General features: G+C 49.3%; 22 protein-coding genes. 14 read left to right on the forward strand and 8 right to left on the reverse strand.

From position 1 onward, the window contains the following. Window positions 1–136 precede the first annotated feature (136 nt). The 5 genes from hutP (at window position 137) to hutG (ending at window position 6060) form a co-directional block, all read left to right on the forward strand. Window positions 137–562, forward strand: coding sequence for a hut operon transcriptional regulator HutP (gene hutP / locus QMA39_RS13000; protein WP_035531835.1), 426 nt, complete (start codon window positions 137–139; stop codon window positions 560–562). Window positions 563–687: 125 nt separating this feature from the next. After that, on the forward strand, window positions 688–2229 hold the full coding sequence (hutH, locus tag QMA39_RS13005; protein ID WP_281658966.1) for a histidine ammonia-lyase: 1542 nt from the start codon (window positions 688–690) through the stop codon (window positions 2227–2229). Continuing rightward, entirely contained in the window at window positions 2213–3886 is a 1674-nt protein-coding gene (gene hutU / locus QMA39_RS13010; RefSeq protein ID WP_281658967.1) for a urocanate hydratase, read from the forward strand. Before hutH ends, hutU begins: the two co-directional genes overlap by 17 nt. Next, the gene (hutI, locus tag QMA39_RS13015; RefSeq protein ID WP_281658991.1) at window positions 3879–5141 is read left to right on the forward strand and encodes an imidazolonepropionase; all 1263 of its coding nucleotides are present in this window, start codon (window positions 3879–3881) and stop codon (window positions 5139–5141) included. The genes hutU and hutI overlap by 8 nt, the downstream gene beginning before the upstream one ends. After that, a complete protein-coding gene (gene hutG / locus QMA39_RS13020) occupies window positions 5122–6060 on the forward strand; it encodes a formimidoylglutamase (RefSeq protein ID WP_281658968.1) in 939 nt (312 codons plus the stop codon). The genes hutI and hutG overlap by 20 nt, the downstream gene beginning before the upstream one ends. On the opposite strand, the gene QMA39_RS13025 is transcribed toward hutG, so the two are convergent. Continuing rightward, window positions 6054–6245 carry a hypothetical protein gene (locus tag QMA39_RS13025; RefSeq protein ID WP_281658969.1) on the reverse strand — a complete coding sequence of 64 codons (192 nt, stop codon included), beginning with the start codon at window positions 6243–6245 and terminating at the stop codon, window positions 6054–6056. The two genes, hutG and QMA39_RS13025, sit on opposite strands and share 7 nt — an antisense overlap. Before the next feature lie 209 nt (window positions 6246–6454). Then, window positions 6455–7813 carry a TrkH family potassium uptake protein gene (locus QMA39_RS13030; RefSeq protein WP_281658970.1) on the reverse strand — a complete coding sequence of 453 codons (1359 nt, stop codon included), beginning with the start codon at window positions 7811–7813 and terminating at the stop codon, window positions 6455–6457. A gap of 171 nt (window positions 7814–7984) precedes the next feature. Between QMA39_RS13030 and QMA39_RS13035 the strand changes: the two genes are divergently transcribed. Both QMA39_RS13035 and QMA39_RS13040 read left to right on the forward strand, forming a co-directional pair. Then, complete coding sequence (locus tag QMA39_RS13035) at window positions 7985–8395, forward strand: hypothetical protein (RefSeq protein WP_027954784.1); 411 nt, start codon at window positions 7985–7987, stop codon at window positions 8393–8395. 64 nt (window positions 8396–8459) lie between these two features. After that, window positions 8460–10172: an ABC transporter ATP-binding protein gene (locus QMA39_RS13040; protein WP_206933166.1), complete on the forward strand. Its 1713-nt coding sequence runs from the start codon at window positions 8460–8462 to the stop codon at window positions 10170–10172. 309 nt (window positions 10173–10481) lie between these two features. On the opposite strand, the gene QMA39_RS13045 is transcribed toward QMA39_RS13040, so the two are convergent. The 3 genes from QMA39_RS13045 to QMA39_RS13055 form a co-directional block, all read right to left on the reverse strand. Then, entirely contained in the window at window positions 10482–11768 is a 1287-nt protein-coding gene (locus QMA39_RS13045; RefSeq protein ID WP_281658971.1) for a hypothetical protein, read from the reverse strand. Between the two features lie 310 nt (window positions 11769–12078). Then, complete coding sequence (locus QMA39_RS13050; RefSeq protein WP_281658972.1) at window positions 12079–12624, reverse strand: CBO0543 family protein; 546 nt, start codon at window positions 12622–12624, stop codon at window positions 12079–12081. A 121-nt stretch (window positions 12625–12745) separates the two neighbouring features. Further along, entirely contained in the window at window positions 12746–12871 is a 126-nt protein-coding gene (locus QMA39_RS13055) for a hypothetical protein (protein ID WP_281658973.1), read from the reverse strand. A 276-nt stretch (window positions 12872–13147) separates the two neighbouring features. On the opposite strand from QMA39_RS13055, the gene QMA39_RS13060 reads away from it, so the two are divergent. Further along, window positions 13148–13546 (forward strand): helix-turn-helix domain-containing protein, encoded by a 399-nt coding sequence (locus tag QMA39_RS13060; protein ID WP_206933169.1) that lies wholly within the window; start codon window positions 13148–13150, stop codon window positions 13544–13546. A gap of 30 nt (window positions 13547–13576) precedes the next feature. On the opposite strand, the gene QMA39_RS13065 is transcribed toward QMA39_RS13060, so the two are convergent. Continuing rightward, window positions 13577–14728, reverse strand: coding sequence for a glycerate kinase (locus tag QMA39_RS13065; RefSeq protein ID WP_281658974.1), 1152 nt, complete (start codon window positions 14726–14728; stop codon window positions 13577–13579). An 82-nt stretch (window positions 14729–14810) separates the two neighbouring features. On the opposite strand from QMA39_RS13065, the gene QMA39_RS13070 reads away from it, so the two are divergent. The 3 genes from QMA39_RS13070 to mngB all read left to right on the forward strand — a co-directional run bounded on the left by QMA39_RS13070 (window position 14811) and on the right by mngB (window position 20264). Further along, entirely contained in the window at window positions 14811–15539 is a 729-nt protein-coding gene (locus QMA39_RS13070; protein ID WP_027954791.1) for a MurR/RpiR family transcriptional regulator, read from the forward strand. 137 nt (window positions 15540–15676) lie between these two features. Further along, the gene (gene mngA / locus QMA39_RS13075) at window positions 15677–17617 is read left to right on the forward strand and encodes a PTS 2-O-a-mannosyl-D-glycerate transporter subunit IIABC (protein ID WP_281658975.1); all 1941 of its coding nucleotides are present in this window, start codon (window positions 15677–15679) and stop codon (window positions 17615–17617) included. A 34-nt stretch (window positions 17618–17651) separates the two neighbouring features. Then, window positions 17652–20264: a mannosylglycerate hydrolase gene (gene mngB / locus QMA39_RS13080; RefSeq protein ID WP_281658976.1), complete on the forward strand. Its 2613-nt coding sequence runs from the start codon at window positions 17652–17654 to the stop codon at window positions 20262–20264. A gap of 48 nt (window positions 20265–20312) precedes the next feature. Here mngB and QMA39_RS13085 read toward each other — a convergent pair whose 3' ends face one another. Next, window positions 20313–21248 (reverse strand): LCP family protein, encoded by a 936-nt coding sequence (locus tag QMA39_RS13085; protein ID WP_027954794.1) that lies wholly within the window; start codon window positions 21246–21248, stop codon window positions 20313–20315. Between the two features lie 199 nt (window positions 21249–21447). Between QMA39_RS13085 and QMA39_RS13090 the strand changes: the two genes are divergently transcribed. After that, the gene (locus tag QMA39_RS13090) at window positions 21448–22776 is read left to right on the forward strand and encodes a short-chain fatty acid transporter (protein WP_206933174.1); all 1329 of its coding nucleotides are present in this window, start codon (window positions 21448–21450) and stop codon (window positions 22774–22776) included. A gap of 523 nt (window positions 22777–23299) precedes the next feature. Here the strand turns inward: QMA39_RS13090 and QMA39_RS13095 are convergent. After that, a complete protein-coding gene (locus QMA39_RS13095; RefSeq protein ID WP_281658977.1) occupies window positions 23300–24427 on the reverse strand; it encodes a diguanylate cyclase in 1128 nt (375 codons plus the stop codon). A gap of 213 nt (window positions 24428–24640) precedes the next feature. Here QMA39_RS13095 and QMA39_RS13100 point away from each other — a divergent pair, with 213 nt between their 5' ends. Together QMA39_RS13100 and QMA39_RS13105 are read left to right on the forward strand one after the other, a co-directional pair. Next, a complete protein-coding gene (locus tag QMA39_RS13100) occupies window positions 24641–24826 on the forward strand; it encodes a hypothetical protein (protein ID WP_027954796.1) in 186 nt (61 codons plus the stop codon). A gap of 80 nt (window positions 24827–24906) precedes the next feature. Beyond that, the gene (locus tag QMA39_RS13105) at window positions 24907–25518 is read left to right on the forward strand and encodes a TetR/AcrR family transcriptional regulator (RefSeq protein ID WP_281658978.1); all 612 of its coding nucleotides are present in this window, start codon (window positions 24907–24909) and stop codon (window positions 25516–25518) included. The last annotated feature ends 120 nt before the right edge of the window (window positions 25519–25638 follow it).

A 25638-nucleotide genomic window follows, 5' to 3' on the forward strand; every position in this document is an offset into this window, starting at 1 on the left:
TCCAGGAATGGACGGCCCTTCGCGCTCCATTCCTGGAAGATTGTTGTATCTTTTTAAGAAAGCGGTTACAATTTAATTAGTGACTAGTGAATAGACGGAGAATAAAGGAAGGCGGTGATACAGGGTGCCACAGCAGATGAAGATTGGTAAACTGGCTGTCCTGGCCGCCTCTTTGACAGAAGAAGAACGGTCAGGGTTTGCCGACAGTTTCGAACATGTCCGCTGCTGTCAGGGAAAGGTCGGTTCCATGGATGTCCAGAAAATCATCGCTGCTGTAGAAACGGCGGCGAAGCGTAATGACATCATTAAGGAACATGTCTACCGGGAGACCCATGCGCTGTATCATGCGATCCTTGAAGCACTGCACGGTGTCACCCGGGGGCAGATCGGCGTAGGAACGATGATGCGCACAGTAGGGCTTCGCTTTTCAGTCGTCCGCGGCCGGCCTTATGATCATCCTGGAGAAGGGGAATGGCTGGCTGTTGCGTTTTACGGGACGATCGGAGCTCCTGTAAAAGGTTTGGAGCATGAGACATGTGGACTTGGCATCAATCATATATAAAAGAATAGGTGGCCTGTAGTCATTAGATATGAGAAGGCGGCAATGGTAGGGATTTCGTGCCATTGCCGTCTTTTTTTAAAGCCGATCCACCTGAACGATGGGAGAAGTCTGAAAGGGGGATGGCCATGGTCGAATTGGACGGAGATCATTTGACGCTGGAGGAAATGGAAAGGATCTGTGTATACAACGAACAGGTTCGTGTGTCCCAGAGCAGTCTGATTCGTGTACGGGTGGGAAGGGAGACGGTTGAAAAAATCGTAGCGGACGGCCATACCGTTTACGGAATCAATACAGGCTTTGGAAAGCTGAGTGACGTCAGGATAGCCCCTGAGGATGTTGATACTTTACAGCGGCATTTAATCCGGTCGCACGCCTGCGGGATAGGAGATCCCTTTCCTGAAGTGATCAGCCGGGCAATGCTTGTACTCAGACTGAATACGCTTTTGAAAGGTTTTTCAGGTGTCCGGGAGGTCGTAGTCCAACGGCTTCAGTTGTTGATTAATGAAGGGGTTCATCCCGTTATTCCTTCACAGGGATCTCTTGGCGCGTCTGGAGATCTCGCCCCTCTCGCCCATTTAGCGCTGGTGATCATGGGTGAAGGTGAAGTGTTTATTCGCGGCAAACCACGTGCGACTGCGGATGTTTATACCGAGTTATCGATTCCACCGCTGTCATTAAAGGCGAAGGAAGGGCTGGCGTTGATCAACGGAACCCAGGCCATGACGGCTGTCGGCGTCACAGCCTGGCTTCGGGCGAGAAAATTAGCCGTACAGTGCGACTGGGGAGCAGCTGTAACCCTGCAGGCGCTGGAAGGGATCCGTGATGCGTTTCATCCGAGTATTCATGCCGCACGGGGCTATCCGGAGCAGGAAGCTGTGGCCGAGCGCATCCGGCACCTGACAGATGGAAGCCAGCTGATGACCTACCAAGGAGAAAAGCGGGTACAGGACGCTTATTCGTTACGGTGTATCCCACAGGTTCACGGAGCGACCTGGCAGGCGCTTCACTACGTGAAAGAAAAGCTGACCATCGAAATGAACGCAGCTACAGATAATCCTCTCCTTCTTGAAGGCGGGAGTGTCGTAGTGTCCGGGGGGAATTTTCATGGACAGCCAATTGCCCTGGCGATGGACTTTTTGAAAATCGCGCTGAGTGAACTGGCTTCGATTTCGGAGCGGAGGATTGAAAGGCTCGTCAACCCGCAGTTGAATGATCTTCCCGCTTTTTTAAGTCCAGATCCAGGACTGCAGTCGGGGTTCATGATTATTCAGTATGCAGCAGCCTCTCTGGTCTCAGAAAATAAAACGCTCGCTCACCCGGCCAGTGTGGATTCCATCTCCTCCTCGGCCAACCAGGAGGATCACGTCAGCATGGGAACGACAGCAGCCCGCCATGCTGCTCTTATCCTTGAGAATGTCGAAAAAGTCGCGGCCATCGAACTGATCTGCGGCCTGCAGGCACTCGAATGGCGCGGCATTGACCGGGCATCTCCACGGATCCGCAAGCTGTGGATGAAAGCCCGGACGGTGGTTGAACCGCTGACTGAGGACAGAATCCTTTCTACAGATATTGAAAAGATGACGGCATGGATGAAAACCGATTCGTTTGACTGGGAAGAGTGGCGGTCGATTCACGAAGGAGGAGATGCTTATGTCGACAAGCCGTAACATAAAAGCTGCAACTGGACAGACGCTTGAATGTAAAGGGTGGGAACAGGAAGCTGTACTGCGTATGCTCTCCAACAATCTTGATCCAGCGGTGGCAGAAAAGCCGGAGGAATTGGTCGTTTACGGTGGAATTGGGAAGGCAGCGAGGAACTGGGAGGCATTTGATGCCATCGTCAGCGTGTTGAAACGGTTGGAAAATGACGAAACGCTCCTTATCCAATCCGGCAAACCGGTCGGTGTTTTCCGTACCCACCCGGCTGCTCCACGTGTGCTGCTTTCTAATTCTGTTCTCGTTCCGAAGTGGGCGGACTGGCCCCATTTTCACGAGTTGGACAAAAAAGGATTGATGATGTACGGCCAGATGACGGCTGGGAGCTGGATCTATATCGGCTCTCAGGGAATTCTGCAGGGCACTTACGAAACGTTCGCTTCCTTGGCTGAGAAGCATTTTGACGGCTCGCTAAAAGGAACCATCACTTTAACCGCAGGACTTGGTGGAATGGGAGGCGCCCAGCCGCTGGCCGTGACGATGAACGGAGGCGTCGTCATTGCTGTTGAGGTCGATCAGGAGCGCATAGCAAAAAGGCTCTCATCCGGTTACTGTGACAGACAGGCCGCCAGTCTGAAAGAAGCCCTTCATTGGGCAGAAGAGGCGAAGCAGGAGGGGGAAGCGTTGTCCATTGCCTGTCTCGGTCATGCGGAAGACATTCATAAACAGATCATTGCTCAAGGATTTCCGATTGATATTGTGACCGACCAAACATCCGCCCATGATCCGCTGAATGGGTACATTCCGACTGACCTCTCCATATCCGATGCAGATGAACTGAGAAAACAGAACCCGGAATTATATGTGGAAAAGGCTTCCTATTCCATGGCGGAGCATGTCCGGACCATGCTGGAGTTTCAGAAGCATGGAAGCATTGTCTTTGACTATGGCAACAACCTGCGCCAGGTGGCTTATGATGCCGGCGTCAACGAAGCGTTTGACTACCCGGGATTTGTTCCCGCGTATATCCGGCCGTTATTCTGCGAAGGAAAAGGGCCGTTCCGCTGGGCTGCGTTATCGGGGGATCCGGAAGATATTTACCGCACCGATCAGCTCGTACGCGATCTATTCCCGGATCAGGATCCACTCCTCCGCTGGATTGACGAGGCTCAGAAAAAAATTAAATTTCAAGGGCTGCCTTCAAGAATCTGCTGGCTCGGTTACGGGGAACGGTTGAAGATGGGGCTTGGCATCAATGAACTGGTACGAAAGGGAGAATTGAAAGCACCGGTCGTCATCGGTCGTGATCATCTGGACTGTGGTTCGGTAGCCTCTCCCAACCGTGAGACGGAAGCGATGAAGGACGGCAGTGATGCTGTCGGAGACTGGGCGGTATTGAACGCGCTGATCAACACGGCCGCCGGAGGTTCGTGGGTTTCCTTCCATCACGGCGGCGGGGTCGGTATGGGCTATTCGCTTCACGCTGGTATGGTTGTTGTGGCCGATGGGACGGATCTCGCAGAGGAGCGTCTGAAACGGGTATTGACGACGGACCCCGGCATGGGCATTATGCGCCATGCGGATGCCGGCTACGAAAAAGCGGAACAAGAAGCACGAAGGCACAATCTGGATATTCCGATGCTGGGGAGGGATAAGCATGATGGATGATCAAATCATTGAAAACATCGGTACCCTCCTCCTTCCAGGCGCCGGACCATTGAAGGGAGAGGCGATGAAGGAGCTGCCTGTCCGACATCAGGCGGCCATAGCCATAAAGGGTGAGAAAGTCGTCTGGATTGGTTCTTCAGAAGAGGCCTGTGCACGGCAGGCCCGTCATCGTTTCAATGCTGAAGGCAAAGTCGTATCACCGGGGTTGGTGGACCCACACACCCACCTCGTTTTTGGAGGATCAAGAGAAGAAGAACTGGCTCTTAAACAAGCAGGTACAACGTATCTGGATATTTTGAAAAGCGGTGGAGGCATACTTTCGACGGTACGCGCAACGCGGCAGGCGGATGAAAGTTCTTTGTATGGGAAAGCCCGTAGCTTCGCCAGCGGTATGGCGGCTTATGGGGTGACATCGCTGGAAGCGAAAAGCGGTTACGGATTGGATGAAGAAACAGAGTTGAAGCAGCTGGCTGTCATTGACAGGCTGAACGACGAGGGGCTGCTTGATATCGCAGCCACCTTTCTCGGCCCTCATGCCATACCTCCAGAGTATAAAGGGCGGGAAGACGCTTTTCTTGACCAGATGATCGACCTGCTTCCAGTCATTAAACAAAAAACATCGGCGGTTTTCACGGATATATTCTGTGAGACGGGGGTGTTTACGACCGAACAGGGAGCCCGATTCATGGAAGCATCGCTGAAGCACGGATTCCAGTTGAAAATCCACGCGGATGAAATCGACCCGCTCGGCGGCACAGAGCTGGCTGTTCAATACGGTGCGGTGTCGGCCGACCACCTGGTGGCGGCATCTGCCGAAGGCATCAAACAACTGGCAGCCTCCGAAACGATTGCTGTCCTCCTTCCGGGTACGACCTTTTATTTAGGCAAAGACACCTATGCGGATGCTGGAAAGATGATACAAGAAGGGGCGGCCGTAGCCCTGGCGACGGATTTCAACCCGGGCAGCTGTGTTACCCATAATCTGCAGATGATCATGGCACTGGCTGCTTTGAAAATGAAAATGACGCCGGAAGAAATCTGGAACGCTGTGACGGTCAATGCAGCCCATGCGATTGGCATGGAGAAAGTGGCTGGAAGAATCACAGTGGGCGGGCAGGCCGACCTTGTTTTCTGGGACATTCCGAATTACAAGTATCTTCCTTATCATTACGGCGTGAATCATGCCCGTGCGGTATGGAAGCGGGGGCGGTTAATCTGGGAAAGGAGGGAGGCGGATGTCTTTCCAATATCTTAACCCCGGGCCGACACGGGGGTTCAAAGACAGGTTCACGACGAAAGTGGATGAAACGAAGCAGTGGTATGAAGAAGGAAAATCCGGAAAAATAGGCCTGCTCGGTCTGCCTTACTCGAAATCATCCATCTCTGCCTCCCAGGCGTCGGAAGCCCCGCAGAGCATCCGACGGGCTCTAGGGTTTTATACGACGTATTCCCATGAAAAAGAACAGGACTATACGGATGTGACGATGCTTGACTTCGGAGACGCTCCGGCCCATCCGACAGATACGGAAAAAACGAACGATCTATTGAAGAAGAGTGTGAAGGAAATGCTTGAGGAAGAGGCCTGCTCGCGTTACGTCCTCCTCGGAGGAGATCACGGGGTCAGTTTTCCTTCCATCACTGCTTTTCATGAGCGGTGGGGCCGTGTCGGCGTGCTTCAATGGGACGCCCATCATGACGTAAGGAACACAGATGACGGCGGCCGGACGAACGGCACCCCTTTTCGCAGCCTGCTCGAATCGGGTGTTGTAAGGGGGGAGGATTTGGTCCAGATCGGCATCCGGGACTATTCCAATGCTCAAGCCTATGCGGAATATTGTGCACGCCATGGTGTGGCTGTCTACACGATGACGGATGTAGATGCAGAAGGCATTGCATCCATCGTGAAGAAAGAGATCCAGCGATTGAAGGAGAAGGTGGACCTGATCTATTTATCCGTCGATATGGATGTCGTGGATCAGGCTTATGCGCCCGGCTGTCCAGCGATCGGTCCTGGTGGGTTAACGTCACGGGAACTGCTGGTGAGTGTACAGGAAGCTTCCGGCGATCCCATCGTTAAAGCCATGGATATCGTCGAGATCGATCCGTCCAAGGACGTCCGGGATATGACAAGCCGCCTTGCCGCTCATGTCATGATGCGGTACATGTATCAATAAAAGAGGATAATCCAAAAGCAGGACCTACCCAGGTCCTGCTTTTGAGCTGTCCATAGTTCAGGGAAAGGGTCACGTTCCACTTTTCGGTGGATGCTTGCCGCGGGCACGGCTTCAGCTAACTTGGGCAGGAAGACCGCCTGCCCAAGTGGACCTTCAGCTCGCGCTGTTCCCGAAGGCGTCACCAACGAATGCTCCTCGTGACCTGCCAAATGACGAGTTGGGAACAAGGAGGCTATAAGACAGAGGACCTCAAATGTGTACGTACCGAAATAGGAAAATCCCCACCCATACTCAGCTTGGAGAATGAGTGCAGGAGGGGGCCGGTTTTAAAAGAGCCGCTCGTCCCACTTCTGATGAAATACGGACGATTGCGTGGAGCCCTTGTCTTTGATTGTTAACCGATAATCATTTGTTCTTTTGGATAGCGGTACGTATCTTGAATGTTCCGGCGTCTCAGGATGAACAGGAAGGAGAAGATGCCGATGCGTCCGATGAACATCAGCCCGATGATGATCAGCTTGCCGGCTGTGCCAAGCTCCGGGGTGATGCCCATGGACAAGCCGGTCGTTCCGAATGCGGAGCAGGCTTCAAAAATCACTTCCATCAACGTAAACTGTGGTTCGTAGTAATTCAAAAGCACAATCGCCGCACCAGTAATGGCGATGGCGGTTGAAATCACGATAAAAGAGCGGAAAACATCGTCCTCGTGAATCTCCCTGCGGAACACACGCACATGATTTTTCCCACGGGCATAGGAAAAGATGGTCAGCACCATAATGGCAAAGGTGGTCGTCCGGATCCCTCCACCTACACTGCTCGGAGAAGCACCGATGAACATCAACAGGCAGATCACCAGCAAAGTAGGTGTGGAAAAATCAGCCACATCCATCGTTGCCAGTCCCCCGTTCCGCGTCGTAACGGATTGGAAAAGGGCATAAAAGAGGGATTCATGCCAGCTTTTCCCTGCAAAGAAGTGGTTTCGATCAAACCAATAGATAAGCAGAGTACCAGTAAGAACGAGAAGTCCGAACGTGACAGATGTCAATTTCGTAAACAAGGAAAAGTGAAACAATTCTTTCCTTCGATTGGTTACATAATCTTTGATTTCAATCAAAACAGGAAAACCGATGGCTCCGAGAGTCAGCAGCAGCATTGTGACGACTTGGACGAAATAGTCGTCCTGGAACATGACGAGGGAAGACCCGGTGATATCGAACCCGGCATTCGTCGTTGCGCTCACGGAAGCGAAGGCTCCTTGGATGAAAGCCTCCTCCCAGCTCGGGAAATAACGGGTATAATAGATCCCGAGAACGATGGCTCCAATCCCTTCAATAAGCAGGATGATCAGGAGGATCTGCCGGATCAACCGGACCATTCCGGCGAATGTGGAACGGTTTTGATCGGTTTTGATTAACTGGCGGCGCTTTAACCCGATCTTCTGACCGAGCAGAATCCAGATGAATGTGCCGAGCGTCATTACGCCGATACCGCCGAACTGGAGGACGAACATCAGCACAATGTATCCCGCTGTGTTGAAGGTGTCCGGTGTGGAAACGACACCCAGTCCTGTCACACTCACGGCGCTGACGGCAGTAAATAAGCTGTCGATCAAGCTTACGTTTACGCCTTCCTTATGAAGAAAAGGCAGACTGATCAGCAGCGTAGAGATGAGGGCTGCGGAAAAATAGAAGAAAACGATGATCTGAAAGGGGGAAAGGCGGTTGAAAAATCGGTTGAATCGAGTCTGGTTCATCGTGTCATCCCTTTCTTCTTCCTTTAAACAATGGTCTTATAAAGGATTTTATAGCGGAACCGTGGCGGAAGCAATACTGGAATCAGAAGGGACTTACTGGAAAACGGCGGGTGTGATATAGTGAGAAAGAACTGAACCATTGATTTTTATAAGATAGGAGAAACATATGCAATGAAAGAAATCATTCTCTTGTTAGCGGAAGTCGTCAACCTCTGGCATGACGTGATCGCAAAATTCTCCGGAATGATGGGGTGGGAACTCTCAGATAAGGATCTGCATTTCTGGGTGATTGGAATTTTAGGAATCATCGGCCTTATTTTTGTAGATGTCCTGTTTCACGCTCTTGCGAAATGGAGTATTACGGTTATTTCCTTTCTTTTCACATTTGCTATGGTGCTTGTCTTCGTTTTTGCGGTGGAAATCCAGCAGAAGATCACAGGCCGTGGCAACATGGAATTTGCGGACGCACTCGTCAGTGTGCTCGGCTTCTTTTTCTTTTGCAGCCTCTACATGATTTTCCGCTTGATTACCAAGGGAATCCAGCGGTACAGGAAGAATAAAGAAGATGAAACCGCCGCTTGAGCGTGCGGTTTTTTTACTAGATTAAAACGCTGCAGCAGCGTCGTTAGGATGGAGTGGGAGGAAGATGCTGAAACGCTTTTTCAGTTATTATCGTCCGCATAGAAAACTGTTTTTCATCGACTTTTTCTGTGCGGTCTTTGTTGGACTGCTTGAATTGGGGTTTCCGATCGCTGTTTCCTGGTTTATTGATGATCTGCTTCCTGAGGGGAACTGGGGAACGATTGTGGCGGTCAGTACTGGTCTGCTGCTTTTATATATGCTGAGCTCAAGCATGCAGTTTGTCGTCAACTATTGGGGGCATAAGCTTGGAATCAATATCGAGACAGATCTTCGCAGGGACTTGTTTCTGCACGTGCAGCGGCAGTCCTTCGGTTTCTTTGATAATACAAAGACCGGAAATATTATGAGCCGGATCACCAACGATCTCATGGACATTGGGGAGCTTGCCCATCATGGTCCAGAGGACTTTTTCATAGCGATCATGACCTTTGTCGGTGCGTTCTGGATTATGCTGACCATCAATGTAAAGCTCGCGCTTGTCGCCATCATTATCGTTCCGTTCCTCATCTGGCTCATCTATTTTTCCAACATTAAAATGAATGCAGCCTGGACGAAAATGTTCGGCAATATTGCAGAAGTGAATGCGCGGGTCGAGGATAGTGTATCCGGTGCCCGTGTCGTACAGTCATTTACAAATGAAGCGTATGAAATCAAACGCTTCAACACGAACAACCAATTGTTCCGAAAAGCGAAGCTGACCGCCTACAAGGTGATGAGTCTGAATTTGACGGGCATTTACCTGACAACGAGACTGATGACTATCACCATTCTCGTTTACGGCGCCTGGCTTAGTTTTTCCGGTGCTTTAAGCTACGGAGAGCTTGTGGCGTTCATTTTGTACTTGAATATTTTATTTAAACCGATTGAAAAAATCAGTGCGCTGCTGGAGTTGTATCCAAAAGGAATGGCTGGCTTCAAGCGCTTTACCCAGTTGATGGATACCATTCCTGACATCCAAAACCGAAGGGAAGCCGTTGACGTTTCTCATCTTCATGGTGACATCCGTTTTCAGAAGGTCACGTTTGGCTATGACGAAAACCGGGAGATTCTGAAGGACTTGAGCTTGTCCGTAAAGTCCGGCGAGACGATTGCTTTTGTCGGACCTTCCGGAGCGGGAAAATCGACGATCTGCTCGTTGATTCCTCGTTTTTATGATGTCAAGGATGGCGCGGTTACCATTGACGGCATCGACGTTCGTGACATGACGAAAGAATCGCTCCGTTCCCAGATCGGCATTGTGCAGCAGGATGTCTTTTTGTTTACCGGAACGATAAGGGAAAACATTGCGTACGGACGTCTGGATGCCAGCCAGAAAGAAATTGAAGACGCTGTGGAGAAGGCCCATCTGAAAGAGATGATTGAAAACCTGGCCGATGGATATGATACACAGATTGGAGAGCGGGGATTGAAGCTTTCCGGCGGTCAGAAGCAGCGGCTGGCCATCGCACGGATGTTCTTGAAAAACCCTTCCATTCTCATTTTGGATGAGGCAACATCCGCTCTGGATACCGAAACCGAAACGCAGATCCAAAAGGCGCTCACCGAGCTTTCCAAAGACCGGACGACGTTGATCATCGCCCACCGTCTCGGGACGATTAAAAAAGCCGACCGTATTCTCGTGATTACGGAAGAGGGAGTGGCTGAAGAAGGAAGTCACGAAGAGCTTCTCGGGCGGGAAGCCGGCCTCTTTGCCAAACTGCACGCCCTCCAGCATTAAAGAAACCGCTCTAGTTAACCAGAACGGTCAGCTTGTTGAGAAACCCCTGTTTTTCCGCAAGCTTTTTTCTTGTCTTCTTTTAAATCTGCGTTCAACGTTCTCTTTTATAAGAGGGGCATTTATTTTGGTATCTATATACCAACATCGGCGCGAGGAGCGTTCGGTGGTGACGCCTGCGGGATCCACTTGGGCTGGTGATCTTCCTGCCCAAGTGAGCGGAGGGTGTGCCCGCCGCAAGCATCCACCGATAAGCGGAACGTGCCCTTCAACATGGTCTACGACTTTCTTTAACTGGATAACACGGCCTTTTTACTGCGCCGCTTTTTCCTGATCCTCACCGGAAGGACGTTTCTTTTCCGGCGAAACTTCCTGCTTATCATTCTTCTCTCTCTGTTTCTTCGTTTCTTGTTTTCTGGCTGTTTCCGTTTCCTTTTCTTGATCTGTATCGGCATTTTTATAGCGCTGCTGCTGTCGGTATCCGTAGGTGGAGGACAGAACGACTTCTTCATTTTCAAGGGCTGAACCGAGCGCGCCGATAATGATGGATATGCTGGTAGCTGTCCAGGCAATGTAGAAATAATTATCGTAACCAACGGCGCCGGAAACTTCCGACTCCAACAATCCCATTGGGATGAAGACCACAACGGCAACCGAAAACATTACAAAGAGGATGGAGTAATATATGACGACGGTTACCCCAAGCGTCAGCAGCGTGGTCATATTGTACAGTTTCCGGAGATAAGGAGCCCGGTCTTTCCGTGGTTTTTCCCATAAATTGTGAGCAAGGATGATCCAGCCGACCATTAACGAAATGGACAGAATGGTAAGCAGAAGCATCCGCCATGAGCTGTAATTATTACTCAACCGCCATAACGTTGGGAACACAAGGGCGTAGGAACCGGTGGCAAAGGCGAAGATGATGACCTTCATAAAGGCGGGGAAAATCGCCCATGGGCGGTTGGCCCGCACCATGCCGGTCAATACCCTTAACGCACCACTGATCCGGGACTGGACGATGAACCGAACGTCCATATACGTATCCTCTTCATCCGGTGTTACCCGTTTAATGGGGGAGAATCGGTCTATTCCACGTTTCTCCACAAGCCGGCGTGAGCCTTTTTTCTTTAAATTTTCATGTTCGCCATCCTCTTTTGACTGCAGCCTCTCCTGCGCCTTTTCTCTGTCTTCTTCATCGCTTCCATAGTACATTTCATTGACGAGCTGCAGAATGGACTGCCGGACCCGTTTTAATAGAGGCGTGGATCCGAGCCCGGGGAGTGTAATGATGGCGATTTTGTCATTGGTTGATGCTTCAGCCATAATCGGCTTCCGATCATGAAAGAAAGGAAGATCGGTCAGACAGACGATATAATCCCAGTCTTCTTCTTCTTTCTTTTTTAAGCCGGCCTTGAATACTTCCTCCGGGTCTTCCGTGACGCCGGTCAAAGGATCGATTAGGGCTTCGACCTGCCATTCACAGTCGTCCTTCACGTAATATTTGAGCATGTCAGGAAGCTGCTCGCTGATTGTTTTACTGAGCTCCTTGGGATAACCAGGCGGTGTGACAATCCCAAGTGATCGCTGATGTTCACTCATATATGGTCATCTCCTGTTTGTAGGTTGGGTTTGTACACTATGAAATACCCTTTGGATCCGCTTCTTATGCAGGATTTTCCTATAAATTATATAAAAATAATAAATGAATCCTGCGTGCAGACAAATATTAAGGGCGAAAATGTAAATCCCGTGAACGAACGTCCACGGGAGACCGGTGTTGAGATAGTGATGATATGTAATGGCATAGGATTAAAAGGGGGATCTCCATAAAAGGTATACCCCTCCTTTTGGAGCATAAACATCCATTTTTCATATAGGAACATAATGGAGAGATTGAATGAACATGCACTTAACTTTTTTCAAACGCACGCCATCCAATCATCGTAAGTTTAACGATTACGCCAATGGCTGTGAATACGAGGAGAGAATAAAAAGATTTCCAATGGATGTAATCATAAATATGAAGGACCCGGAGGATCCCCTCTCCGATATAAGCGGAAACGAAGGAGGCCGCAAGTAAAGCCGTCAAGTATCGTTTCCACGTTGAAAACCGCTGATAGATCCACATATATATGACGGGTAGAACAAGATAGGTGGAAACGAAAAAGGATGGAGAAAGGGGAGTCGGACTGATCGGATAAGAAGTGAAGACATATTGAATCAACACCGTATCCAGAACGGTCGTTATCACAACAACAAGAAAACCAGCGGTCAGGACTTCAAAAAGTCTCGACCGGTCTATGTAAAACCGCCACAACACTATACATCCGACGTTAACAGCAATCAGGATCCACCATTGATAAGAGAAGACATTTTCGCTGACCCAGTAATCCCAATACTGGTCACGTAACTGCTCGCGTGTGGATGTGATTTCTTCCCATAAAACGTGATCCATAATGAATTCCCCTCTTTCGGCATTCCGGGTGTTTTACCTATAAGGTTTTCCAGAACGCCTATTTTAATGCTGGGAAAATTATCTATTGGAAAAAGTCCGTGTTACCCGAATAGAATTGACCTTAAGTGGTATTGGGGGCGCGTTCCGCTAGTCTGTGGGTGCTTGCCGCGGGGCCGAAGATCCACTTGGACAGAAAGATCACCCGTCCAAGTGGATCTTCGGCCCGTGCTGATCCCGCAGCTGTCACTACCGAACGCTCCTCATGCCGACGTTGGAATATATAGGAGCGGAAAATAGGTGGTTCCTATGATAAATGAGAACGTTGAGCACAGCTTCGTAGACCCAATCGGACAGTATAGTCGCTCATTCAACGAGTTTTTTTCATTGATAAGAAAAGGATCAAATAGGGTACCAGGAGGGGAGTGCATTAGAAGCTCCTCACACATGAAATTATGGTATAGTGACAGTATCTAAAAAGGGGTTACAAACGAAATGTTTCCTATAAAACAGGGGAGGGATCTCTATGAGTGCAGAAAATAAAGATCAGACGGTTGTGAAACCTTTCTTGAACCAATATTCCTGTCCCGTAGAAGGAACGGTTGACGTTATCGGCGGGAAATGGAAAAGTGTCATCATTTTTCATCTGCTGGATGGAACGAAGCGGTTCAATGAACTGAAAAGGCTGAACAGCGGCATTACTCAGCGGATGCTGACGCTGCAGTTGAGAGAACTGGAGGCAGACGGGATTGTGCACAGAGAAGTGTACCCGGTTGTTCCTCCGAAAGTAGAATATTCCTTGACGGATTTTGGATTCTCCTTGAAGTCGATCGTCGTCCTGATGCGGGAGTGGGGGACGGAGAATATGGAGAAGGTCCTTTCCCACAGGGAATCGTATCAGGAAATGGAAAAGAGGAATGGATGAACATCCATTCCTCTTTTTGTATCCGTCACCTCAAGCCCATCCACCTTTTTTTACGGTCAAGAGCCGGCCGATCTGTTCAGATGTCTCCGCTAGATTGTCCCTGGCCGTATCCGGGTTCAAAGCGTCCTGTAAGGAGGACGGTCCTCTCATAATCGAAAAGCAGGCATCGATTCCTGCACCATGAAGTGTTTTTTCAACCGCTGAAATGTCCCCGGCAAGGGCGATGACGGCTCTGCCCTGCTGTTTAGCACGTTCCGCTATACCGGATGGAGCTTTCCCCATGGAACTTTGAGCATCGAGTTTACCTTCTCCGGTAATGATGAGGTCGGCTTCGGCTATGCGCTCATCCACCTTTACCTCGTCCAAAATGAACTGGACACCAGACTGCAGGGAAGATTGGAGAAATCCTGAAAAGGCGGCACCAAGCCCACCCGCCGCACCACTTCCTGCGATGTCCTGGAGATCCAAGCCCAGCTGTTTTTGTACGACCGCAGCGAAATGCTGCAGTCCTTCATCAAGGAGAGAGACCTCCTCTGGGGATGCCCCTTTCTGCGGTGCAAAAATGTGAGCGGACCCGTTCGGTCCATAGAGCGGATTTGAGACATCGCACATCGTCTGGATCACCGCATCATTCAACCGTGGATGGACATGGGTTGTATCGATGTGAGCCAGTCGTGATAATTGACCACCCCCGTCACCGATACTCCGGCCATCCGCGTCCAGAAACTGAAAACCGAGGGCGCGGAGCATCCCTGTGCCCCCATCGGTTACGGCACTTCCACCCAGTCCGATGATCATATCCCGGCATCCCTTTTCAAGAGCATCAACCATAAGCTCTCCGACGCCATAGGAGGTGGCGGATAAGGCATTTCTGTCTTCTTCATTGACCAGCGGAAGTCCACATGCTTCTGCCACTTCAATGACAGCAGTGGTGTCCTGATGGATGATACCATAAGCTGCTTTGACCGGGCGTCTGAGAGGGCCACAGACGGTTTTATAAACCACTCTTCCCCCCAAGGCAGACACAAGGGCATCAAGAGTCCCTTCTCCTCCATCTGCGACAGGGATGGTAGCGACACGGAATGAGTCTGATGCGTTCAATAGTCCCTTTTTGACCGCTGCATTCGCTTGCCTCGAGGACAGGCTCCCTTTAAATGAATCCAAGGCTACTAAAATATTCATACATTTCCCTCCAACTAGATATAGTGAAAAACCGCCGTTTATGTCTGCTATAATAGATGCATCAAAAACGAGGTGAGCTGACATGAGATTTGAAGAACGTGTCCATAAATATGAATATAAGCTGAATGATACCGATGATCAGATCATCGACTACATCCTTCAATATAAAGAAGATATGACCGGCCAATCCATCCAGGTGCTCGCGTCACAGGCCTATACCGTGCCGAACACTATTACAAGACTTTCGAAAAAACTCGGCTACGACGGATTCTCCCACATGAAGAACAGTCTGAAAGTAGAGCTTGAGGAACCCTATGAAGTGCCGGATGATGATTCCTACTCCTTGATCCAGAAAACCTTTGAGATCCTTGATAAGGATCGGATGATGGAAGCGGCCCGCCAGCTGGCGGAGTCGAAACAGGTGCTCCTCTTCGGGCTGGGGGACTCTTCGGATCTTTGCGAAATGATGGCCAGGAACCTCCGGGTGGTCGGCAAGCCGACGAGCCATCACATTCACCGGCATGAAATCCTCCACAGTCTGGATCAGTCCAATCAGCAGAGCATCCTTTTCTTAATCAGTCTTTCCGGCGAAACCCCGCTTGTGCTGGAGGCGGCAGAAAAAGCTGTGGAAAAGAACATTCCTATTATCTCCTTGACTCATTTTACGAAGAACCCGCTGCAGGCGATGGCGTCCATCAACCTCTATTGTTATGCACCGAAAAAAACGAAAAATGGCTACAACATAACAGGGCGGACGCCGGTCATGGTTGTTTTAGAAACATTATCCCAGTATTTTTGGAAATATTACTGAAGTTGTTTCCGCATACACAAGAAAACGCTTTATCTATGAAATGGTGTGTAAAAATAAGAAGAATCCGTCTTCTTATTTTTTTTTTGCTAAGATAAAGCCAAGTGATGAAAACACTTACAAAGCGGAGGTGGAACAGAATGGAATTAAGGAAATTGACCTCACCCCATTTGATAAGTACGAAAATACATCTTGCTTCAAAGCAGGAAGCCATTGAGTATTTAGTCAAACAGCTGGACGAAGAGGGAAAGCTTCATTCCAAAGACGAGTTTTTGAAAGCGGTTCAGGACAGAGAGGAATTGTCACCGACCGGATTTGAAGGAGGCCTTGCGATTCCACACGGGAAGTCGACGGCTGTTAAGGAAGCGGCTTTCGCCGTTGCGACAATTGAAAAACCGCTGACGGACTGGGAAAGCATCGACCCTTCCAATCAGGTGGAGCTTATTATCCTGTTAGCCATTCCTGACCAGGAAGCAGGATCCACGCACTTATCCTTATTATCTGAATTTGTTACCCGTTTATCAGACGATGCGTATAAACAGGGCCTTCTGCACGCTTCTTCAAGCGAAGAGCTTTTCGAACGCCTCGATGCCTTCGGGGAAGAGGAAGAGGAAGAGGAAAGGGCAGAACAGCCTGCGGAAAGCCTCTTGATTCTTGCCGTTACAGCCTGTCCGGCCGGGATTGCCCATACGTATATGGCAGCGGAAGCCTTGATGAAGGCAGGGAAAGAGCTGGGATTTAAAGTCCTTGTAGAAAAGCAGGGAGCCAACGGAATTGAAGACCGTCACACGAAGGAGAACTTAAGAAAAGCAGATGCGGTCATTTTTGCCAACGATGTAGCTGTCAAAGACGAAGAGCGCTTCACCCATCTGCCGAAAGTGAAAACGTCGGTAGCCGCACCGCTTAGGGATGCCCGTGGAATTTTGGAAAAGGCGGAAGCAAAAGCCGCCGGTTATGTGAAGGATGAACAGCAGTCCGAAGCTGCGGCGGCTGACGATACGGATGAGGAACAGGACGGAAAAGGATTTAAAGCGGAAATCAAGGATTCCATCCTTACCGGGATTTCCTACATTATTCCGATTATCGTTGCCGGCGGTATGACACTTGCTGCGGCTGTTTTAATCTCTCAGGCTTTTGATCTGCAGACGCTCTATGATACGGAAGGTTCATGGCTCTGGATGCTCCGTCAGCTCGGTGGTGGCCTGCTTGGACAACTGATGGTGCCGATTCTGGCCGCCTATATGGCCTACTCGATTGCGGATAAACCGGCGCTTGGGCCTGGTTTTGCTGCTGGTGTAGCTGCGAACTTGATCGGCTCCGGGTTTCTCGGCGGGATGCTCGGTGGTTTCCTGGCCGGTTTCTTCCTGAAATTCTTGAAAAGCAAAATCAAGCCGAAAGGTACGTTTGCCGGGTTCATCAGCTTCTGGGTCTATCCCGTACTTGGAACGCTTGTCGTCGGATCCATTATGCTGTTTGTCATCGGTGAACCACTGGCCTGGCTCAATAACGGGCTGATCAACTGGCTTGGAAGCTTGTCGGGAGCCAACGCGCTGATTCTTGGAGCAATCCTTGGAGCCATGGTTTCCTTTGATCTCGGCGGACCAGTCAACAAAGCCGCCTACACGTTCTGTATCGGAGCGATGGCGAGCGGTAACTTTATTCCGTATGCGGCCTTTGCTTCGGTCAAGATGGTATCCGCTTTTGCTGTCACTGGAGCTACGATTCTAGGGAAGAAATATTTCTCCCTGCAGGAACAGGAAATCGGAAAACAGACGTGGCTCCTCGGCCTTGCCGGCATTACGGAGGGAGCAATTCCATTTATGATCAACGACCCGCTTCGTGTCATTCCATCCCTTGTAGCTGGATCTGCGGTTACAGGAGCCATCGTCGCCTACTTCGACCTTGGATTGAATGTACCGGGCGCCGGCATCTTCTCCCTCGCTCTACTTCAGGGACAGCCGATTCTATTGGCCGCTTCTCTCTGGTTTGGCGCGGCTCTGCTCGGAGCGCTGATCTCTATGGTGCTGTTGATTTTGACAAGAAAAAGAAAGATTACGAAAGAAGCGGCTGCTGCCGCCTAATAAAGAAGTGCGAATGATTAAGGAGGATGTCGAAATGAAGCAGACCCACATTGTACCGCATATGCACTGGGACAGAGAATGGTATTTTACAACAGAGGAGTCCCGTATCCTCTTGGTGAACAATATGGAAGAAATTATGGAGAAGCTTGAGAACGATCCCGACTATCCGTATTATGTGCTCGATGGACAAACGTCCATTTTGGAAGATTACTTTGCTGTGAAGCCGGAAAATAAAGAGCGGGTCCGCAAGCTCGTCCAGGAAGGGAAGCTGATCATCGGGCCGTGGTATACGCAGACCGATGAAATGGTGGTCGGAGCTGAATCCATTGTCCGCAACCTGTTGTATGGCCATAAGGATTCAGAAGCATTCGGTGCCCCGATGAAAATCGGTTACCTGCCGGATTCGTTCGGTCAGTCGGCCCAGATGCCGCAGATTTTCAACGGTTTTGACATTCAATATTCGATTTTCTGGCGCGGCACATCCGAGCGTCACGGAACTGATAAAACAGAATTCCACTGGGAAAGTGAAGACGGATCAAGCGTCCTCGTCCAGCTTTTTCCGCTCGGATATGCCATCGGGAAATACCTGCCGGAGGAGGAAGAAGCACTCCAGAAGCGGATCGATAAGTATTTCAGTGTTCTGGACCGCGGGGCGACGACCGATCACATTCTCCTTCCGAACGGACATGACCAGATGCCGATCCAGGAAAACATTCATACCATCATCGAAAAACTGCAGCGGCTTTATCCTGACCGTGAATTTTTCTTAAGCCGTTTTGAGCACGTGTTTGAGGAGCTGGAGAAGAATGACGATCTGCCGTTGTTATCCGGAGAGTTTCTTGATGGAAAGTATATGCGTGTACACCGCAGCATCTACTCCACAAGAAATGATATTAAAGCGGCGAATACACGGGTGGAAAATAAGCTGACCAACGTGCTGGAGCCGCTGGCGTCCATAGCGTATTCGCTCGGGTTTGAATATCATCACGGGCTGATTGAACTAATTTGGAAGGAAATGATGAAAAACCATGCCCATGACAGTATCGGCTGCTGCTGCTCCGATAAGGTGCACAGGGAAATCGTTAACCGCCTGTTCCTTGCAGAGGAGAAAACGGATCAGCTGATTGAATTCTATAAGCGTAAAATTACGGATTCCGTCCAAGCGGAGCATGATGTCGTATCCGCTTTCAACTTCCTTCCTTATGAGCGCGAGGAAGTCATTACAGATAAAGTCGTGACAAAACTGGAATCCTTCGTCATGGAAGGCCACGACGGCCGGGAAGTTCCTTTTGAAGTCCTGGAGAAAAACGTTCTTGACCCAGGTCTCATTGACCGTCAGATTGTTCACTACGGCAACTATGATCCGTTTTATGAATACACTATCCAATGGAAGGACACGCTCCCACCCATGGGGTATAAAACGTATGAAGTGAAACCGGAAGAAGGGACGCTTGCTGCCGATGGTCTGAAGAAATGCGGAAAAACGGAAGTCGATACCGATTATTACCGAATTCAAGTGAACAGCAATGGTACACTCACGATTTATGACAAAATGAACAACGTCGAAATCCAAGATGTCCTGCTTTTAGAAAATGGAGGTGATGATGGAGATGAATATGACTACTCCCCGCTTGAGGATGAGACGTTGATCTATAGTCGTTCGATGGAAGCGGACATTCAAGTGTATGAAAATGATTACAGCGCCAAGCTGGATATCGCCTTAGAATTACCTGTACCCGCCAACTTGGAATGCCGGAAAGCCGGAAAGATCGACAGCTTCGTATCTGTTCAATGGAACATTAACATTGCGAAGCATAAGCCTGTCATTGAGGTGAAGGCAGATATCAATAACCAGGCCGGTGATCATCGTCTCCGCGCCCTCATTCCTACACAGATTGCCTCAGCCTTCTCGTGGTCGGATAATCAGTTCGGCATGATCAAGCGCGATGTCGTCGACGGCGCGATGGATTATTGGGAAGAGGAAGACTGGGATGAACGCCCGGATTCCATTTATCCGATGCTCTCCTACGTCGGTTTGACCGATGATAAACGTGGAGTCACCTTACTTACGAACAGTGTTCGTGAATATGAAATTATCGGTGAGTCATTTGATACCATCGCAGTCACGCTGTTCAGAAGTGTGGGTGTTTTAGGAAAAGAGGAACTGGTGAGGCGTCCGGGACGTCCATCAGGAATTAAACTTCCAACACCGGATTCCCAGATGATCGGCCGCCTGCAGCTCGATTTTGCGCTTGTGCTTCATGAAGGATCACTTTCAGATGCCGGAGCAGGGAGAATCGCGAAAGAGTATACAACTCCTGTGGAGATTTATAATAGAATTCCTTACAATGCCATGAAGCTGAATGAATCCGGCCTCGAAACCCCGGGCTCCTATTCAGTGCTGAAGGAAGGGAATGAAGGAGCCGTTTTAAGTACGCTCAAAAAAGCAGAAGAGGAAGAACGTCTGCTGCTGCGCTTTTTCAATCCGAAAGAAGAGGAACAGGAAGCGGAATTTTATCTTTCCTCCAAACCGGAGAACATCCAGGAGGCGAAATTGAACGAAGTGCCTCAGGAAACGGTGCTGCACCATCAGGGAAGAGTCTCTCTACCCTTGAAGTCGAATCAGGTGAAATCCATCTTGTTTTAACACATCAAAAGCCCCGTCTTCGTGAAGACGGGGCTTTCTTATAGTTGATCAGGAACCGAAGTTCACAATCATATCATGGGTTTTCTGGATTTCTGCATCAGACATGAAAATCAGGTACATGCCGTTGACCATCTGCCCGTCTCCGGACATTTGGTAGGTGGACGTGTTTTTACGGGCGCTGCTGTAGTTCGTCGCCAGACGCCTCATATCAGAGAACTGCATGTTGGTACTCACATTATCTCCAAGCACATCCATCACATTACCGACCTTGTTCACCGCATCAAGGCTTGCTCCTTTATCAATAATACCGGTGATAACCTCGCGCTGCCGCTCGTTACGGCCGAGGTCTCCATTTGGATCGTTTTTCCGCATCCGGACATAAGAAAGAGCTTCCTGTCCATCAAGCTCAAGCTCGCCTTCTTCAAAGGTGTAATTGCCGGACGTAAAGGTCATATCGTTCTGCACCGTTACTCCGTTGACCGCATCCACAACCTGGGATAGGCCTTCCATGTTCACACGAATATAATAGTCCAGGTCGATATCAAGGAAATTTTCCACCGTATTGACTGCCATGTCACTTCCGCCATAGGCGTAGGCGTGGTTGATCCTCGTCACGCGGCCGTCATTGGCAATTTCCGCCCGTGTATCACGGGGGATGCTGACCATCTGCATCTGGTCATTGTTCGGATCAAGCGTCATCACAATCATCGTATCGGAACGGCCGACATCATTTTCGCGTTCGTCGACGCCGAGCAGAAGGATGTTGATCGGGTCCTTATTATCTACTTTTGCTTTTGTTTCTTCATTATCAATGGAAGCCACACTCTCGTGTAAATCTTCATTCACTGTTGTGCGGACATCCTGCAGGATCATATATGCATAAACTCCTCCTGCGACAAGGATCAATGCCAGTGCAGCCAGGAGGATTCTCCAGCGTTTTTTCTTTCTGCGCTTTTTCTTCTTGGAACGTCTGCGCTCTTCCATACCCCCACCTCTTTCATTCAAACTACTTCTATTATACGATTTTTGTAGAACCTTGTAAAAATAATCCTGCATATTGTCTTGGGAAAAAAGTCATTCTGATCAGTCGTAGAAATTGGAAATTCATTTGTATAGAAGGAAAATGCTGTCGCATAACGAAATGGTACCGTGGGTCTTTATCTACCAACCAAAGGAGGATTTGATGTTAAAACGAGCCATTCATGTATCCAATACACTCATGCAGCGGTACCTTCCCGACCCCTTTCTTTTCGTCATTCTATTAACGATGGTGGTCTTCGGGTTTGGATTGATCTTTACACCAAGCACTCCTGTCCAGATGGTGCAGTACTGGGGAGAAGGATTTTGGAACCTTTTATCGTTCTCCATGCAGATGGTGCTCGTACTTGTCACCGGCTTTGTTCTGGCGAGCAGTCCGGTGTTTAAAAAGGCGCTCGGTCGACTGGCATCCACAGCCCGAACACCGGGACAGGCTGTTGTCATTGTGACGGTTGTTTCACTGGCAGCCAGCTGGATCAACTGGGGCTTCGGACTTGTCATAGGAGCCTTATTTGCAAGAGAGCTTGCCAAAAGGGTGGAACGGGTGGATTACCGGCTTTTAATTGCAAGCGCTTACTCTGGATTTCTTGTCTGGCACGGAGGACTGGCCGGTTCTATACCACTGACGATCGCCACACCTGATCATTTCACAGCAGATTCCATCGGCATCATTCCCGCTTCGGAAACGATATTTGCCGGATTCAACCTTGCGATTACTGCAGCTTTATTCATTGCTGTACCACTTTTGAACAGGAGAATGACACCAGCAGAGGAAGAAAGGTTTGTCATCGACCGCTCCCTGCTTGAGCAGCCTCGTCATCAGGAGGCAGCCGGGCTGGAGGCTGAAGCCCTGACACCGGCCGTCCGCATGGAAAACAGCCGGATTCTTTCCATGATCATCGGAGGACTGGGCGTTGGATTTCTCGTGTACTATTTTGTTACGACCGGTTTTCAATTGAATCTGAACATCGTCAACTTTGCTTTCCTATTTATGGGGATTCTTTTCCACGGCACGCCAAGACACTTTTTGGACGCTGTGAGCGATGCGGTGAAAGGGGCGGGAGGCATTATCATCCAATTTCCCTTTTATGCAGGAATTATGGGGATGATGGTCGCCTCCGGTCTGGCTGCGCTTATGTCGGAAGCGTTTGTGTCCATCTCCACCCCCTTTACGTTTCCCTTCTTCGCCTTTTTAAGTGCAGGGATCGTCAACTTTTTCGTCCCGTCCGGTGGAGGGCAGTGGGCTGTACAGGCACCGATTATGCTGGATGCCGCCCAGCACCTCGGAGTATCAATACCAAAAACGGCGATGGCAGTCGCCTGGGGAGACGCATGGACCAATATGATTCAACCCTTCTGGGCCCTGCCGGCACTGGCGATTGCCGGCTTGAAGGCGAAGGACATTATGGGCTTCTGTCTTATCATCCTTTTTGTAAGCGGTATCATAATTTCACTCGGGTTACTGTTCCTTTAGTGAAGCTTTCACGTATGTTGTGGACGGTCACGTTCCGTTTATCGGTGAATGCTTGCCGCGGGCTCGGCCTCAGCTAACTTGGTCAGGAAGAACACCTGCCCAAGTGGATCTTCGGCTCGCGCTGTTCCCGCAGGCGTCATCACCGAACACTTCACGTGACCCCGCCTAAGGATAATTGGAGAGAGGGATCTTCTGTTAAATGGAAGATCCCTCTTTATGCTTTAAAAATTCTAAAAAACGTCTGTAGATTGATACTGGCGACATCTGCTTTTTAGAATAGCTCTGTTAAAGTTTGTTGTTGATATTTTAAACGATTACTAAATCGTCTCCGTCTGGAATTAGGGGTCCGGTTCGTTGTTTACTCAGAGCATGGGATGGCAGGGAAAACCGTCGGCTTTCCCCGAGGAGGATTGGACGTTCGTCCGCGGAAAGGGAATAATCGGAGCTTCTGGAGGCACTACAAAAACACAGGGGTTCTCAACAAACGGCTCTCTGCCGGAAAGGCAGAGAGCCGTTTGTTGATCTAAATCGAGTAAGTCCGGTGATCGGCCTGGACGAATCCGCCGGCAGTGAAGGAGACGACACGATTCCGCCCCAGCTGTTTCGCCTGATATAACGACTGATCGGTCAAATCGATGATCTCCTGCCTGTCTTCCGTTGTAGATGGATACGTGCTCGCCCCGATGGAAACCGTTATCGGAATATGTGATGTGGCGTTGATCCAGAAGGTATGGGACATCACTTCGCTCCGGATCCGTTCCGCAATGGTACAGGCGCAGGAATTGGAGCAGTCCGGCAGAATGACGGAAAACTCTTCCCCGCCGTTCCGGGAGACGATGTCCGTATCTCTTGTATGTTCCTGAAGAAGCCTCCCGAGCTGTTTGAGCACCTGATCTCCAGCCGGATGACCATACGTATCATTCACATGCTTGAAGTGATCCACATCAATGATGAGAAGAGACAACTCCTTCTTTTTCTTCTCGCTTTCTTCAAGCTGCTGGTTCCAGTGGAAATCGAACTGCCTCACATTGTTCAACCCTGTCAGATGGTCGATGGAAGCTTTTTGCTCGTAGCTCTTAAAAAGAGAGTGGGACCGGTCGAGGTATTGAATGAGATAAATGATCCCCACACCGCCGAGACAGCTGATCACCCAATAGACAGGGAGCAGGGTTTCGAGAAGACTCCAATCCCTTACGATCACAGATAGCACAACAGAAAAGACGAGATTGGAATAAAAAATCATGTAAAACCCTGAAATATAGCGGGGCTGATGACTTTTTCTCATTCGATTAATCACGATGATACCGGCAAGGGTCACGATCATAAAAATAATGGCCGCCACGGATGAAAGATTGAATCCGTATAGGAAACGACCGGCAATAATGAGGATAGTAGCGATAACGGCCGGCCGGACACCGCTGATTAATAGAATCATAAGGACGGGGACATGCCGCAGATCCACAATCGTCAAATCAGTCACCTGGATGGAATAATACATCATCAAGTTTCCCATAATGCCCGCCGCGACTCCGTCAATCAAGCAGATGGCCTTTAGCGGCAGGTGTTTTTCAAGGGAGTGCCATCTTAATTGGAGGTAGGAGAAAAATAAGGCAGTCAGGATGCAGATATTGACAAAAAAATCGGATACCATGGAACATCAACTCCCAGCTGTACAAAAATATGTGAATGTTCGTTTAGTCGCATTACGTCGAATAATAAACGGTATTCTTACCTCTCATATTACCATGATATTCCTTTGTAGAGAGGACCATCCGCATTAAATAGGTCTATACACCTATATGAAATCCGTGTAGAATTATGGTAAATAATATACAAGGGATCATTCGATGGAGGAGGCAGACTTATGAGAGAGAACTTAGATCACAAATGGCTGGATCTCGTTGGAAAAGCGATGGATGGACCGCGTTCCAAAGAGGAATTCCGCCGTTACCTGAATGAACAGAAAATCCTGAAGGCCGGACGTGCCCACGAAGAAAAGAATGCCAGACAAAGAAACGAGCATTTGACTTTAGTTACACGTGAGCAGTAGTTACCGAACGTTTAGTTACCATCCTTTATTTTGTAAAAACATGTGGATGACAGCCGTTCATCCTCCGAAAGGGAAACTAGATGAATACGAAACAAACCATTCTTGAAAATGCCCTGCAGTTTTTTGCTTCCTATGGGTATGATGGGGCATCGATGTCATTGATTGCCCGGGAGACACAGATTACAAAAGCGGGGATTTACAGTTATTTCAAAAACAAGGAAGACCTGTACATAGCTGTACTTGATCATTTAATTGCGTTTCACAAAGAGTACTGGATAAAGAAAAAACAACGTCTGAAATCGGCGTCGAACGAAAAAAGGTTGAAGGACAGCTTTATCTTTTCGATCCAGACAGCCGTCAAAGAACCCGCGCTGATCGCTTTCTGGCAGATGGCTCAGATTTCTCCGCCACGGTCACTGGAGCAGGTAGTGACCGAAAAAATCTCAGCATCCAGAAACTTTTTACTCGCTTATTTCGAAGAGATGTTCGAGGCTGGAAAAGCTGCTGGTGAAATCGAGACGCCTCATTCGTCCCTGACACTGGCTCATTCGTTCTACTGCCTGATTGAAGGGGCTTCCTTAAAGCATGTGAATGCAAATTTCCCCGATTACGAAGCAACGCTTCTTACAATATTTGAATTGTTCTGGGACGGATTGGAAGCACGAAAAGCCGACGAATGGAAGATTGTCTGAATCGTACAAAATCCGACTGAAAAAAAGTGCCCAAACCTCTTGGTGAACTATAACCCGAATAATGGACACTTATAAAAAAGTGCCCCGTTATTCGGGTTATTTCTATCTCTAGAAATTTAA

This window comes from Halobacillus sp. Cin3 (assembly GCF_947311855.1).
Classification (GTDB): Bacteria; Bacillota; Bacilli; order Bacillales; family Halobacillaceae; genus Halobacillus; species Halobacillus kuroshimensis.